General features: G+C 35.5%; 14 protein-coding genes. 12 read left to right on the top strand and 2 right to left on the bottom strand.

Annotation, left to right across the window (positions count from 1 at the left end; genetic code table 11):
- The first annotated feature begins 543 nt into the window (after nucleotides 1-543).
- From ACFX4W_RS24385 to ACFX4W_RS24360, 6 genes are all read left to right on the top strand, one after another.
- Nucleotides 544-873, top strand: a complete 330-nt coding sequence (locus ACFX4W_RS24385; protein ID WP_013084425.1) for a PadR family transcriptional regulator — start codon at nucleotides 544-546, stop codon at nucleotides 871-873.
- Nucleotides 860-1,423: an HAAS signaling domain-containing protein gene (locus ACFX4W_RS24380; protein WP_043978747.1), complete on the top strand. Its 564-nt coding sequence runs from the start codon at nucleotides 860-862 to the stop codon at nucleotides 1,421-1,423. The genes ACFX4W_RS24385 and ACFX4W_RS24380 overlap by 14 nt, the downstream gene beginning before the upstream one ends.
- Nucleotides 1,413-2,276: a DUF4097 family beta strand repeat-containing protein gene (locus ACFX4W_RS24375; protein ID WP_377560195.1), complete on the top strand. Its 864-nt coding sequence runs from the start codon at nucleotides 1,413-1,415 to the stop codon at nucleotides 2,274-2,276. The genes ACFX4W_RS24380 and ACFX4W_RS24375 overlap by 11 nt, the downstream gene beginning before the upstream one ends.
- Nucleotides 2,277-2,650: 374 nt before the next feature.
- Nucleotides 2,651-3,817, top strand: coding sequence for an alanine dehydrogenase (locus tag ACFX4W_RS24370; protein ID WP_237074242.1), 1,167 nt, complete (start codon nucleotides 2,651-2,653; stop codon nucleotides 3,815-3,817).
- Nucleotides 3,818-3,838: 21 nt separating this feature from the next.
- Complete coding sequence (locus ACFX4W_RS24365) at nucleotides 3,839-5,257, top strand: sodium/glutamate symporter (RefSeq protein ID WP_162214776.1); 1,419 nt, start codon at nucleotides 3,839-3,841, stop codon at nucleotides 5,255-5,257.
- Nucleotides 5,258-5,605: 348 nt separating this feature from the next.
- Nucleotides 5,606-5,992, top strand: coding sequence for a hypothetical protein (locus ACFX4W_RS24360; protein ID WP_043978693.1), 387 nt, complete (start codon nucleotides 5,606-5,608; stop codon nucleotides 5,990-5,992).
- Nucleotides 5,993-6,144: 152 nt separating this feature from the next.
- On the opposite strand, the gene ACFX4W_RS24355 is transcribed toward ACFX4W_RS24360, so the two are convergent.
- Together ACFX4W_RS24355 and ACFX4W_RS24350 are read right to left on the bottom strand one after the other, a co-directional pair.
- Nucleotides 6,145-7,257, bottom strand: a complete 1,113-nt coding sequence (locus ACFX4W_RS24355; RefSeq protein ID WP_280560092.1) for a type II asparaginase — start codon at nucleotides 7,255-7,257, stop codon at nucleotides 6,145-6,147.
- Between the two features lie 552 nt (nucleotides 7,258-7,809).
- Nucleotides 7,810-8,643 (bottom strand): STAS domain-containing protein, encoded by an 834-nt coding sequence (locus ACFX4W_RS24350; protein ID WP_280560091.1) that lies wholly within the window; start codon nucleotides 8,641-8,643, stop codon nucleotides 7,810-7,812.
- Between the two features lie 338 nt (nucleotides 8,644-8,981).
- Here ACFX4W_RS24350 and ACFX4W_RS24345 point away from each other — a divergent pair, with 338 nt between their 5' ends.
- From ACFX4W_RS24345 to ACFX4W_RS24320, 6 genes are all read left to right on the top strand, one after another.
- A complete protein-coding gene (locus tag ACFX4W_RS24345; protein WP_043978700.1) occupies nucleotides 8,982-9,179 on the top strand; it encodes a hypothetical protein in 198 nt (65 codons plus the stop codon).
- A gap of 17 nt (nucleotides 9,180-9,196) precedes the next feature.
- Complete coding sequence (locus ACFX4W_RS24340; protein WP_060747271.1) at nucleotides 9,197-9,487, top strand: spore coat protein; 291 nt, start codon at nucleotides 9,197-9,199, stop codon at nucleotides 9,485-9,487.
- A gap of 217 nt (nucleotides 9,488-9,704) precedes the next feature.
- A complete protein-coding gene (locus tag ACFX4W_RS24335; protein ID WP_043978705.1) occupies nucleotides 9,705-11,282 on the top strand; it encodes an FAD-dependent oxidoreductase in 1,578 nt (525 codons plus the stop codon).
- 393 nt (nucleotides 11,283-11,675) lie between these two features.
- Nucleotides 11,676-12,083, top strand: coding sequence for a hypothetical protein (locus ACFX4W_RS24330; protein WP_043978708.1), 408 nt, complete (start codon nucleotides 11,676-11,678; stop codon nucleotides 12,081-12,083).
- Between the two features lie 398 nt (nucleotides 12,084-12,481).
- The gene (locus ACFX4W_RS24325) at nucleotides 12,482-12,976 is read left to right on the top strand and encodes a hypothetical protein (RefSeq protein ID WP_043978710.1); all 495 of its coding nucleotides are present in this window, start codon (nucleotides 12,482-12,484) and stop codon (nucleotides 12,974-12,976) included.
- 420 nt (nucleotides 12,977-13,396) lie between these two features.
- On the top strand, nucleotides 13,397-13,942 hold the full coding sequence (locus ACFX4W_RS24320; RefSeq protein WP_377560192.1) for a CBO0543 family protein: 546 nt from the start codon (nucleotides 13,397-13,399) through the stop codon (nucleotides 13,940-13,942).
- Nucleotides 13,943-14,103 lie beyond the last annotated feature (161 nt).

Below are 14,103 nucleotides of genomic sequence, written 5' to 3'. Positions count from 1 at the left end.
CTGTGAACCTTCAGTTTGTGAATGTTCACTGTTTTGAGGCGATAACATTTTGAAAGCCTGCATTGATTTATCAACGTTTTCTCAGTAGGGGAATGAAAAACTAATGTATAAAAAAATATCGTTTATACAGGTAATGCACCACCTAGAGATTTAAATGTTTTGTAGCATTCTACTTTAAAACAGTCATAAAATTGACTGTTTTTTATGATTTAAAAATGTAAAATAACGGTTTTCTTTTTATTTATCCAACAAGCAAAAGAAAAATAGCCTGGGATGATCGCTGCTGTGTAGTCTATAGTTATAGGCTGCTTTTTCTTTTGGCCTCGTTTAAAATAATTCCATCTATGAGCTAATTAGAAAAAGAAGCTTGAACCTTGCTTTATAAAAAATACCTTACGACTGTATTGAAATTTTAAAAAAATATTAAACAGTACCTTGCAATAAACAATAGCTGGTGATATATTGTAATTATTAGGAAATGGTTATAAAACAGTACTATACAATGAACAGTAGTGAACTGTGAAAAGAAAAGGGTGAAGAACAGTGAACGTACAATTTAAAAAAGGAGTTTTAGAGCTTTGTGTCCTTGTGTTGCTTGATAAAAAAGACCGCTATGGATATGAATTAGTTCAAAAAATCTCCGATCAAATTGAAATATCAGAAGGGTCGGTATATCCTCTTCTGCGCCGATTAACAAAAGAAGAATACTTCACAACGTACCTAAAAGAATCTACAGAAGGTCCCTCAAGGAAATATTATCAGCTTACCGATAAAGGAAGAGATTATTTATACAAACTTGTCGATGAATGGAACGAGTTTTCAAGAGGTGTTAATCAATTAATTAAAGAAGGTGTGAACAATGTCGAAGAGTAAATTTTTACAGCAATTAAATGAATCCTTAAAACCATTGTCTTCGAAAGAACGGGCAGATATTTTACAAGATTATGAAGAGCATTTTTCCATTGGCTTAGAAGAAGGAAAAACAGAGGAAGAAATTGTAACGTCGCTAGGTTCTCCGAATCAAATAGCTAAAGAATTGCTCGCAGATTATCACGTTGAGCAAGCAACAGCTAAGGCAACAACTCAAAATATTTTAAGAGCCACGTGGGCCGTAATTGGTTTAGCTTTTTTCAATGTAGTAATTGTTCTTGGGCCCGCCGTGGCATTAGCTGGCTTCATTTTGTCAGCTTGGGCCATAGGTCTATGTTTCTTGCTATCTCCCATTCTAGTTCTCGGTGAGGCTATTGTACATTGGAGCGGCTTTTTTCTCTTTAATTTATTTATGTCTTTAGCATTTTGCGGAATTGGATATTTTATTATGTTAGGTATGTTAGTTGTAACGAAGCTAGCTATAAAAGGCTTTGTACGTTATCTAAAATACAATGTATCACTCGTGAAAGGCGGTTTAAAACGTGCTGAATAAAAAGAAACTCTCCATTCTTGCAGGTATTCTCATCCTTGTTGGGATTATAGGAGGCCTCCTTACGTATCGTGCTATTGATCCTGAACCTATTTCAAAAGAAAAAGTTATTAAAAGCAATCAAGTATTCAAGGTAAACATTGATACGGATAATACTCGTGTTCATGTGTACCCTATCAAAGGCGATAATATCAAAGTAACATTAAAAGGAGAAACATCTCCTAATATAAAAAGAGACTTCACTACTGCCGTTAAAAATTCAACGCTTTTCATCTCCTATAATGAACAACAGCGCAGCTGGGTCAATTTTGACATTGTTAGTGTATTAAAACCGCTATCCATCAACGTTTATCTGCCTGAAAAACAGTATAATTCATTGGGGATTTCCAGCAACAATGGGTATGTGTCTGTTAAAAAATTACGCGCAGAAGATATTTCCATTCGTGCAAACAATGGGCGTGTAGAATTAGAGAACATTGATTCACAAAACTTGAACACCAGCGTACACAATGGACTTACAAGCATAAAAAATGCTGCAGCAAAAACGGTTAAAGCAAAAGGGAATAATGGGAAAATAACGCTCAGTAACGTGGAAGGTAGTTTAAAAGGGGAAACCCATAACGGAAGTATCGCCTTAGAAACAAAAGAACTTGATCGAGATATTGACCTTAAAACGAACAATGGAAAGATTAAAATTACGACGGAAAAAGAACCAAGTAACGTTCAATTTAATGTTTCCGTGGACAATGGAAAAGTCGATATTCTAAATAAATATGATAGGGACGCTGTTATTGGAAAAGGAAAGAATATTATTAAACTAGCCACTCATAACGGCAGTATTTCCGTAACAAAGTAGCCTGTTAGCTCTACGGCACAAAGCTCATCTGCAAAAAAGCAGAGGCACAGCTAGCTGCAGATAATCAAAAAAAGGTTTCACTCATTGAACGTTGATGAGTGGAACCTTTTTTCTATGCAAGATTAATAAGGTAACAGCTTGTCATGACATACATAAACAGTATTAATTTCAGATCCTTTTGAATTTTTATTCATTTTAATTTATACTTTGGTAAGTAAATGCAGAATAAGGTTCTATTAGAACAATCTCTCCAAAGTTTGTGTGTAGCAAGATAAGGTACATTCGCTTTAATCTGAATATTTCTAATGTTTTTTTAATCTTAAGATCACGCATGAAGGAGAGGCATTTACAAAAATGAATTTAGGGGGATCAACATGATATTTGGTGTATTAAAAGACAATAAAGTGGGAGAGTATCGAGTCATTATGACACCTTTAGAGGTTGCTGCTATTAAAGACGATGGCCATACGGTCCTTGTTCAAAAAGATGCGGGCGCATTAGCGGGATTTACGAATGAACAGTATGAAAAAGAAGGGGCCGAAATAGTAGAAACAACAGAAGAGATGTATGAAAGGTGTGACTTTATAGCAAAAGTTAAAGAGATTGAAGAAAATGAGTATAAGTTGCTCAAGGAAAATCAAATTATCTATACGTGTATACATCCAGCTGCACATAAAGAGCAGGTACAAGCTATCCTCGATAGCAAATGTATCGCGTTCACTGCGGAAGATTCACATCGATTTGGTTCAGTAAACTGTGAAGCAGCAGGAAAACAAGGCGCACTAATGGGGCTTCAAGCCATGCTGACGATTAACGGAGGAAAAGGAAAATTTGTTAGTGGCTTAGCTGGAGCTCCCGGTATGAAGGTACTGATCCTTGGAGGAGGACTAGTAGGGAGGTCCGCTCTGCAAGTTTTACATTCATTAGGTGCGTGGTGTACGGTTATGGATATAAATTACGGAACATTAAGAGATATCGGCAAAACGTATAATGAAAAAGTGAATACTCAGCTATCAACTAAGCAAAATATTAAAAAACTGCTTCCTGAAACTGATATGGTAATTAACTGTGTGAAATGGCCAAAGGAACGCAAAGATTATTTAATAGAGTGCGATATGCTCAATTTAATGGAAAAAGGATCAGTTATTGTAGATATTAGCAATGACACTGACGGTGCAATTGAATCTTTCCGTGAAACAACTCATGAACATCCTACATATATTGAAAATGGTGTCGTTCATTACTGTGTCAGCAATATTCCTGGAGCGATTGCTAACTCTACTTCTGTAGCTTATGCAGCGTCCGTGCTGCCACATATTCAGTCCATCCTAAATTCAGGTGTAAAATCAGCCTGTATCAAAGATGGATTTTTAAGACGCAGCTTAACCGCTTATAAAGGATACCTCACACATGAAGAAACAAGTGCTATACAAAATAGACCTTGGGTCAGACCAGAGGACGTATTACATATACAAGGGGAAAAGCTAGACCCAGCACCACCCGCTACATCAACAAGATCAGCTAATTTGTTAAGTATTTAACGTTGCAAAAGGAGGGTACAAATGACTGTATATACGATACTAGTAGATTTTGCTTGTGCCAGTGTTCTGATTTTAATAGGTATGCTGCTTCGTGCAAAATTTAAATTTATCCAAAGAAGTTTTATTCCAGCAAGCTTATTGGCAGGTTTTTTAGGTTTAGCATTAGGACCTAGCTTTTTAAACATCCTACCTTTTTCTGAAGATATTAGCTCCTATGCAGGGATTATTACCATTTTTGTATTTGCGGCAGTTGGAATAAACGGGTTTTCTTTTTCACCCGGCAATATGAAAAAAGATATCAATCGAATGGGCGCATATGCCACTTATAAAATTCTTTGTATAGGCCTTCAAATGTCTATTCCAATTGTCTTTTCTATTTTAGTGATTTCAAAGTTTGCTCCAGAAATTAATAACGGATTTGGTTTACTTTTAGCAGCCGGATTTTATGGAGGTCATGGAACAGCGGCAGCGGTAGGTACAACCTTTGAAAACTTAGGCTGGGAAAATGCAACGGACTTAGGAATGACCGCTGCTACTGGCGGTATTTTAGCAGGTATTTTTGGTGGACTTATTTTTATAAAATGGGCAACTCGAAAGGGATACACTCATTACGTAAAAGACTTCTCGGAAATTTCGGAGGATTTAAAAACAGGATTAGTTCAGCCTAAAAATAGAACGGCAATGGGGGATGATACTATTTCACCAATTGCGATGGATCCATTAGCCTTTCATTTAGCATTATTAGTGGTGCCATCAGGTTTGGGATACTTATTAAATAATTATATTGCGACTGCTTGGGGACTAGAATTCCCAACGTTTACAATAGCATTTTTGATAGCGCTGCTTATGTACATATTGCTAGGCAAAGGAGAAAAAGGGGTTTATAAATACGTTGATAGTAAGGTAGTCGATCGTTTAGGCAGTGCAGCAACCGATTTTCTTGTATTTTTTGGGGTAGCTTCAATCAAATTACCTATTGTTGTGGAATATGCACTTCCACTTGGTTTATTAATGCTTTCAGGTATAGCAATAGTAGTGGTGATGCTAGTCGTAATTGGACCGGCTATGAACTATGAAAGCTGGTTTGAACGTTCCATATTTGTGTATGGCTATTCAACAGGTGTATTTGCTATTGGACTTACATTATTAAGAATTATTGACCCTAATAATAAATCAAAAACACTTACAGATACAGCAGTAGTTGGACCGCTTAATACACCGTTAGAATTATTTGCGTGGTCAGCAGGGCCTGTTATGCTACTAAGCGGACAGCACTGGACGTTTGTTGGGATTTTTGCAGGAATATCTATCCTATGTTTCGTCATCGCTAGAATCTTCAAATGGTGGCACTGGAAGGTTCCTTTAGGCGAGCGTCCTCCTGTTCCATTAGATAGAAATGAAGGGTTTATTCGAATAACTGGAGAACATATTGAAAAATAACGTAGGTTAAATAAAATATGCATACTAAACTCATTCTATTTATATCTTATGAATGAGAGACAAGAGCCCGTAAACGTATGTTTACGGGCTCTTACAATGCAATGAGAAGCTTGTGATAGAGAAGGGGAATTCTTTAGTTTTCTAACAGGATTTTTCTCTTGTCTTTCCTCCTGAACGAATTGTTCGCAAGGGACTTACATTAAGCTCGTGATAAGTCCTATTGTACTCTCCGTAAGCAGAAAACTTTAAAAAATATACCTTCTTTTATGCTGAAAAAGGAATATTTCTTTAAATAAAACGATACTATTTTCTGATACAACCTATTCCTGCGAAAGGAGCAAAAAAAAAATGAAACGATATGTTGCATACGGCTTGTTGCTCACAGTGTCTTTAGTATTTGCGCTTTTTTTAATTGTTGATTGGCGCCAATACGAAACTGGTTTAGAACATGCTATTAAGCCTGCTGCTAAGAACTATGAGAACAGCAAAAACTATGTTTCTGACGAACGTATGATAGATGTCATTGTAAAGCTAACGGAAGAAAGTCCTGCAACATTTGGAACAAGATTAAAAAGTGCGCAAAGAATAGATGAGGGGCGTGTCCATGTGAATACCAATAAGCTAGAGGGCATTATTGAGTTAAAAGATATAGAAGGCAAGACCTTGGTATGGCGTGTACTAGACAACACATCAAATCATTTAATTATAGAAAGCAAGAACTGGGGAAATGAATAAGGGACCTGCGGATGGTTTCTTTCCTAATTAAAAGAGGGTGAGAAAAAGTATGTTAGTGATGTCTCAACCTCTTTATGTCCTTCTTATAAGCTGCCATTGCCAATTGTTATTGGAAAATTTAGCTAAAACAGAGGATGAAAGATATTTTTGATTTAATACTCATTAAAGTAGGTTTGAATCTTTTGAGGGTCCTTTGTTTTCGTTAAAGCAAGCATTAAAAGAATACGGGCTTTTTGTGGATTTAATGAATCGGATGTAACAAACGTATCTTTATCATCTGATTCTTCATGTGTCACAACTCCGCTTCCTACCCGGCTAGATCTAACCATAACTACGCCTTTTTTTACCGCATCTCTAGCACCTGTTAGAGCAGCATCGGATAGCAGTCCATTTCCTGCTCCTGCAACGACTATTCCTTTTGCTCCAGTTTTTACGGCTGTGTCATAAAAGTCCCTAGAATCGTTTTGATACCCATATATGATATCTACTTGAGGAAGCTTATCTAATTTTGATACATCGAATATTGATTGTGTTGTATGCTTGCGAGTTGGTTTGTTATAAAATATTATCTTATCTCCAGCTATTTCTCCTACATATCCTTGTTCAGGGGATTTAAACGTATCTACTGCCGTTGTATGTGTTTTTGTTATATAACGAGCTGCACCAATTCGATCGTTAAGCGCTACTAAAACGCCGGTATTTCGTGCGTCTTTTGTAGAAGCAATTTTCACTGCATTATACAAGTTTAGCGGTCCATCTGCACTTATAGCGGTAGCTGGTCTCATTGAACCAACCACAACCACAGGTTTGTCACTCTTTACTACTAAATTTAGAAAATAAGCCGTTTCCTCCATCGTATCAGATCCGTGTGTCACGACAATTCCATCAACATCCTTAGAAGCTAATAGTGTATTAATCCGCTTCGCTAACTTTAACAAAATACTGTTATCTATATTTTGACTTCCGATATTTACGACCTGTTCTCCGCTTACATTCGCTATTTTTTTCAACTGAGGAACAGCTTTGATAATTGCTTTAATGTTAAGAGCTCCTGATTCATATCCAGTTGTGTCTGTGCTGCTTTCAGAAGAGCCTGCAATCGTACCTCCAGTGGCCAAAATCTTTATATTAGGCTGCTCTTCTTTCACTGAATGTTTTACAGTCATTTTAGAATCATTTACCGATGCATTGACCAATGATAAAGGTCCCGAAAATAAGATAACGCTTGATAAAAAGGTGATGCCTATTATTTTTTTCAGTTTCATCTTTATTTAGCTCCTTTTGTTGAAAATACATGTAATGGTATTATTGATGATTTAATTTTAAAATATCCAATCATTTGTCCATACGAAGAATAAATAGATAAATGAATTATTTTTATAAGCTACTTTACTATCAAACGGATTATAAGAACGGGAAACCCTTAATGAAAAGTGTGCAAACCATTTAAATATGTTAAGATTGATTTCATCATTTACATAACTTATAGAAGAAGCTCGTCAAAAAGAAGCCTTGGCTAATCATAGCAAAGGCTTCTTTTTGACGAGAATTATGATGAATATGACTAGCTTAAAAGAAATGCACCCAATACTGCTTTTTTTATTTCTATCTGTCAATATTAGGAGGCCTAAAAGCTAACTCACAGTAGAAGAGAACTCAAAAATATACAGTTCTTTTTCTTCATATTAGTATGTTAGCAGTGGAAGAACAAATAAATTATTTGTTCTCTTTGTACCTGAAGTTTCCTCCTAATGGGAAGGGTACGTCTATTTATGATATAACCGACATAAAAAAATACTTAGTACTTTAATTCAATATCACTTATGCAAAAGCTTATTTACTGCATCTTTTAACTTTCCATAAGTTTTCAATTTGCTCATATCTATTCCTAATTGAACAGCAGTTAAGGCTATTTCCGGACGGATACCTGTGATGGTTGTATCAATGCCAAGTAGGTCCAACATCTTTATAACCTGAAATAATTCATTGGTCATCATAGTATCAATCGAAGGTGCACCTGATAAGTCAATAATTAAGCAAGACAGATTGAGCTCTTTTGCTTGCAGCATAACTTTCTTTGCAAAATCACTATTCTTATAATCATCAACCTGACCAATTAGAGGCAGCACACCCACTGTATCGGAAATACTGATGACAGGCGTGCTAAGCTCAGAAATCAACATTTTTTGAGCTTGAGACTGCGCTTCTGAAACTTGTCCGTAATAAAGCGTAAAAAGTTCTATCATCCGATCAAACGCTTCATTCACTACTTTATTCCATAAAAAAAGCTCTTCGTATGTAATGCTAGATGAATGAAGGTGAAAAAATGATTCAATCTGTTTAAAAAAGATTAAACGAAACTTTTTAAAATGATGAATACTATGATAAAGAGAATCGCCTCTTTGAGCCCTTTTTGAGGCAACTTCCTGTGCCCAGTCACTAAGAGTATCTAATGACTCTCCTATAAGAACTTTTACAATTTTACAAGTGAAATATTGATTTTGTACTCGAAGATATTCGGTTGTTTGGGAAGAGGCATCAGCTGTGTAGATTGAATCCTTTTCCACTTCCCGTGAGTCTAGCCATTCTTGAGACATTTCATCAATATGTTCTAGTAAAAAGTCATGTAGCTTTTCTGTTATTTCCTGCATAACATGTTCTCCTTTATTGTTATCTAACGTTCCGTTTCCCGGTTTACTTGTATGAAAAACTTCTACTTGTTTATGAAGCATCTTGAATATGTAATTGGTAACTATTTATTTAACGTTTCGTTATTATTTAATGTCAGAGGACTCTCTTAATTTTTAATATCTCCTTCTTCCTCCTTTTGATATAGAAAATGGTTTATATAAATGGACTCATTTATGCTAGTTGTAATACCCGGGCGCATTTTTCTGAAACATTAAAAAAATTAGATAATTACTGTTTAAATGGAAACAAGCTGGGAATATAGTTCACAAGTCAGAAAATTCTAAGGAGGAATTGAGACATGTCAAAAAAATTAGCTATGCACGAGACGCTAGAAGTTCATGAAATCTTAACGCTTAAAACGTCGTGTGTAACAAAAGGCACAGCAATGCTGGAATTGGTAGAGGACGAAAAATTAAAAAAGATTTTGGAAGAAGACGTCCAAACGTCTACTGAAGCAATTAATGAATTGAAAAAAATCTTAAAGAAAGCTCAATAAACAGGAGGGATTTAGGAATGGCTGCTAAAAGTACGCTTAACAAAACATTAGATGATCTTGCTATTGCAACTGATTTGTTGTTATCAGCGAAAAACGGTGTACGAACATATGCCGTAGCTCTCACGGAAACAGCAACTCCAGAAGTTCGGAAAGTATTAAAAAAACAATTGGATGAAGCCATCGAACTTCATGAAAAGATTGCTCAATATATGATTGATAATGAAATGTATCATGCCTATGATGTTGAAGAGCAAGTAAATCACGATTTAAAAAAAGCAGATAAAGCGTTAGAGTTAGCAAAAGGTTAAAATCAATATTCGTAGATATATATTTTCTATAAAAAAGAGAAAGTCTAATTCAAATAGACTCTCTCTTTTTTTATCTATATTAAAGACTTTTTGAATTAAGATTATAAAATCATACAAGTCCACATATCGAAGGCTGTATTCCTCATATAAGTATGAACTTTAAATAAATGGAAATCCTGATAACACTACTATCAAAATATTGAATGGAGGTCGTAATGTGACTCATAATGAACACAAGGGAGAACAGCTTCCGCAGACGCCTGAACCATACTGGAGAGATTTTATTGATTTGCCGGAGTTTCCCGCTTTAGATAATGACATGGATGTAGATGTTGTAGTTGTAGGCGGAGGGATTACAGGTCTTACTTCTGCGTACCTCTTAGTCAATGAAGGTCTAAAGGTAGCCGTTTTAGAAGCAGGAAGACTATTGAATGGCACAACGGGACATACGACAGCAAAAGTTACTGCCCAGCACGATTTGATCTACGATGAGTTTATTCAGAATTTTGGAAGAAGTAAGGCAAGATTATACTATGAAGCTAATGCGGATGCCTTGAATTTTATTAAGAAAACAGTTGAAGAACATCAAATTGATTGTGATTTCATCATGCAAGATGCTTACATATATGCTACTACTGATGAGTATGCTCTAAAACTTGAAAAAGAGGCAGAAGCTTATAAGGAACTTAACATTGATGGTGAATTGGCAGACCATATTCCTTTTAACGTAAAAATTAAAAAAGCCCTTGTGATGAAAGACCAGGCACAGTTTCATCCGATTAAATACCTCGTTCACCTCGTTCAAGCTATTAAGCAAAAAGGCGGACTTATCTTTGAACATACAACGGCAGTGAATATTGAATCTGGGGATAAGCAAACAGTTCTTACACGAGAAGGGATGCGTGTTACAGGAAGCTACGTTCTTTCTTGCTCGCATTTTCCTTTCTATGAAGGGCTGGGCCTTTACTCTGCTAGAATGCACGCTGACCGCTCATATATCCTTGCTGTTAAAGCCAAAGAAGCTTATCCAGGTGGAATGTATATTAGCGCTGATCAACCAACACGTTCCCTGCGTTCTACAGTTATTAACGGTGAGGAAATGGTTCTTGTAGCGGGAGAAAGCCATCAAACAGGCCAAGGAAAAGATACAATGGAACATTATAAAGCGTTAAAGAATTTTGGTGAACAAGTTTTCGACATAGAAAATATTGTATATCGCTGGTCAGCACAAGACTTAGTCACGCTTGATAAACTTCCTTATATTGGAGAAATCACCTCGAGTCAACCTAATATACTCGTCGCTACTGGTTATAGGAAATGGGGAATGACAAATGGAACAGCAGCAGCACTCTTATTCAGAGATATAATTCTAGGCAAAGAGAACGCCTATCAACATTTATATTCGCCGTCGCGTTTTTACGCAAACCCCAGCTTGAAAAATTTCTTAGTAGAAAATGCTGATGTCGTAAGCCATCTCATCAAAGGTAAGCTTGAAATCTCTGATGTAAGAGCTGAAGATCTATCTAATGATGAAGGGGCGGTAATTACGGTTCGAGGCCATCGAAAGGGAGCCTACAAAGATCAAGAAGGAAAAATCCACATTGTAGATACAACCTGTACTCACATTGGCTGCGAAGTCGAATGGAACAGTGGAGATCGTTCTTGGGATTGCCCTTGCCATGGATCTAGATTTTCTTATACAGGAGAAGTTATAGAAGGTCCAGCAGAAAAGCCTCTGCAGAAATATGATTACACCATGATCGATAACCTTACATCAGAGGATTCTGGGTATTAAAGACATTCTTTCTTTATGAAAATTATTTAAAACGGCAAGCTAGATCATGAACCCTCAGTTGGATTTGAAATCTCTGACTGCAGGGTTCTTTTTTTACTGTTTTACTAAAGGTATGATAATGATGAACTACAATTTCTTTTATGTAAACCTCCTATAATTAATTTGACTTCTTCTATCATAAATATCACATACTTTTTTCCATTTTAATTCACACTGAATATATGTTTTTATTCCTCACAATCAGCAGAAAACCATACAAAATAAACATTTTTCTACCAGTTATAAGAAATAGCTTGCGAACAAAAAATTGTTCATTTTTTCCAAACATTTTTCTTACAGGAACAGACAATTATAAACAAGTACGTTCTATCTACTTTAAGGAGGTTTTTAAGAATGACTAAAAACAATCAACGCTATAAGCAAAAAGATGCTCACCTGCTTGGAGGGAATATTACTGATACTGAATTAGGACAAGAACTGGGAAGCATTCATCAAGCAATTTCCCAGCTAAGTCAAAACTTTTCTCAGTTACAAAATTCTCAACAAGGTGCTCAAACAAGCCAAGCATCAAATCCATTAATGCAGCAGATGCAAATGTTTAGCTCTCAGGCTCAACAGCAAATGCAGCAAACAGACCAACAAGTTCAACAAAATATTCAACAAGCGATTCAATCTATGAACCAAGCTCTTCAAGGCATTCAGGCTAATCAAGTTATGCAGCAAATGTATCAGGCTATTCAGCAAGGTCAACAGCAACAAAATCAACGCCAATCGTCGAACCAAAATCAACAAATTCAATAATGAATTACCTGCAAATTTGCAGGTAGAGATATAGCAATTTTTATAAAATAGGGGTTTTAATTTACGTTTTAATTAGAACCCCTATCTTTACAGAAATTGAGTATTTGGCCTGTAGGTTTTAATTGTAATCATGCTGGAAAGTAAATAAAAAAAGACCTCATTATAATTGAAGTCTTTCTTCTCTTGAAAGATGAACGTTAGTATCTATTAAAGAGTTAGAATTGAAACAATTCTGTAATTTTAAGTTGTCCATAGAGCTTGTTTTTATACGCTCTTGCTTTCATAGCTAATAGTAGAGAAAAATGAATTAAATTTCTTTGTTAATTACTATGTATGTTTCGAGAAGAATTGGAAAAGTATAAAGAAGTACGTGTTATCTATTTTAAGGAGGATTTTATATGACTCAAAATAATCAACAACAAGATCAGCAACAAAAACAAAAAGAGGCTCAGTTACTTGGAACTAAAATTACAGATGTTGAGCTAGGCCAAGAATTGGGGAGCATTCGCCAAGAAATTTCCCAATTAAGCCAAAACTTGTCTCAACTGCAAAACATTCAGCAAATGTCTCAGCAAGGATCACAACAGAATTCTCAAAGCAGCCAAGGCTCTAACTCTTTAATGCATCAAATGCAATCATTTAGTTCTCAGGCTCAGCAGCAGATGCAGCAAACAGACCAACAAATTCAACAAAATATTCAACAAGCGATTCAATCTATGAATCAGGCTCTTCAAGGTATCCAAGCAAATCAAACTATGCAGAAGATGAATCAAGCTGTCCAACAAGCTCAACAGCCATTTGGATCACAAGGGTTTCAAGCATCCGGAAGCCAAAACCAACAAAACCAACAAAATCAACATTCACATGACCAACAAAATCAAATTCAATTGTGATCTTAGAAAGCGAGCATTTGGAAATTTTTAATTAAAGGAATTTCCTCTACATTTTGCTCTTTTAATATAGTCAACCTCCATGAAACCAAAGGTCATGGGGGTTTTCGTAATTCTCCGTATTCTTGATATCATAGTATTTCATACACTTCATTTTTTATGCAGATGACTATTTCTTACTCCTTTTAAACTATATAAGACGCCATAAAGCGTCCATTTGGAAATCCTCATTGTTTCAAGTTGACAGCATTCATCAAGAACAGCTGCTAGCTCTGTTCAGCAGCTGTTTTTGTCTTTTTGATGTATACCATTATATCGAAAGCTATTTTCCATAATGAATTTTATCAGAATTAACACGTTAAAATACATATTATCTAAGCGCGTTGCAAATATCTAAGGTATTAACGTTGAAAGGAAAAATGAATGAAAAATAAAGAATCCATTTATGATACCTATTTTGAAAAGCAAAAAGAGCTGAATGATGAAAAACTTCATATTTGGTTAGACTATACAGTATTTAGTTGGAGATGGTGGTTAGGAGTATTACTTATACTGGTTATGATTGGAATTTTGATAAAGTTCAGAAAAAAAGAAAGTACAGATCGTTTATTATACACCGGTCTTTTTATAGCTATCTTTTCTTCATTTCTTGATATGATTGGAGACTTTTTAGGCCTGTGGGATTACCGGTATGAAGTATTTCCTTTAACTTCTAACTACTTGCCGTGGGACTTATTTTTATTACCCATCTCCATGATATTTTTTATACAAGTAAAGCCTAAAATTAACCCCGTAATCAAAGCACTGATTTATTCAGCAGTAGGTGCTTTTATTGGCCTTCCACTGCTTAATTGGATTGGCATTTATAAACCGCTGCACTGGAGGTACATGTATTCCTTTCCTATTCTACTTGTTATTTACTTAGCTGCATCCTACATAGCTTCTAGAAGAAAGTTTGAAAAACTATAGGTGGAAATGTTAAGGCTAATGTTCAATAATTAGAGCAAGCTACTCAAGATGCAATAGAGCATCCGCTAATGATTATTGTTAATGCAACTCATAGAAAAAGACTATCTCTTATAGTTGAAAAGAGATGGTCTTTTTAATTTATAAAAAACAGGAAGAGGCAA

It is taken from the genome of Priestia sp. YIM B13489, from assembly GCF_042787645.1.
Taxonomy (GTDB): Bacteria; Bacillota; Bacilli; order Bacillales; family Bacillaceae_H; genus Priestia; species Priestia megaterium.
Note: the sequence above shows the minus strand (reverse complement) of the source record. Positions and strands in the feature narration are given on the sequence as shown.

Coding starts and splice junctions, on each gene's coding strand:
- ACFX4W_RS24380 (WP_043978747.1), top strand. CDS start 860: ATGTCGAAGAGTAAATTTTTACAGCAATTAAATGAATCCTTAAAACCA.
- ACFX4W_RS24370 (WP_237074242.1), top strand. CDS start 2,651: ATGATATTTGGTGTATTAAAAGACAATAAAGTGGGAGAGTATCGAGTC.
- ACFX4W_RS24365 (WP_162214776.1), top strand. CDS start 3,839: ATGACTGTATATACGATACTAGTAGATTTTGCTTGTGCCAGTGTTCTG.
- ACFX4W_RS24360 (WP_043978693.1), top strand. CDS start 5,606: ATGAAACGATATGTTGCATACGGCTTGTTGCTCACAGTGTCTTTAGTA.
- ACFX4W_RS24355 (WP_280560092.1), bottom strand. CDS start 7,257: ATGAAACTGAAAAAAATAATAGGCATCACCTTTTTATCAAGCGTTATC.
- ACFX4W_RS24350 (WP_280560091.1), bottom strand. CDS start 8,643: ATGCAGGAAATAACAGAAAAGCTACATGACTTTTTACTAGAACATATT.
- ACFX4W_RS24345 (WP_043978700.1), top strand. CDS start 8,982: ATGTCAAAAAAATTAGCTATGCACGAGACGCTAGAAGTTCATGAAATC.
- ACFX4W_RS24340 (WP_060747271.1), top strand. CDS start 9,197: ATGGCTGCTAAAAGTACGCTTAACAAAACATTAGATGATCTTGCTATT.
- ACFX4W_RS24330 (WP_043978708.1), top strand. CDS start 11,676: ATGACTAAAAACAATCAACGCTATAAGCAAAAAGATGCTCACCTGCTT.
- ACFX4W_RS24325 (WP_043978710.1), top strand. CDS start 12,482: ATGACTCAAAATAATCAACAACAAGATCAGCAACAAAAACAAAAAGAG.
- ACFX4W_RS24320 (WP_377560192.1), top strand. CDS start 13,397: ATGAAAAATAAAGAATCCATTTATGATACCTATTTTGAAAAGCAAAAA.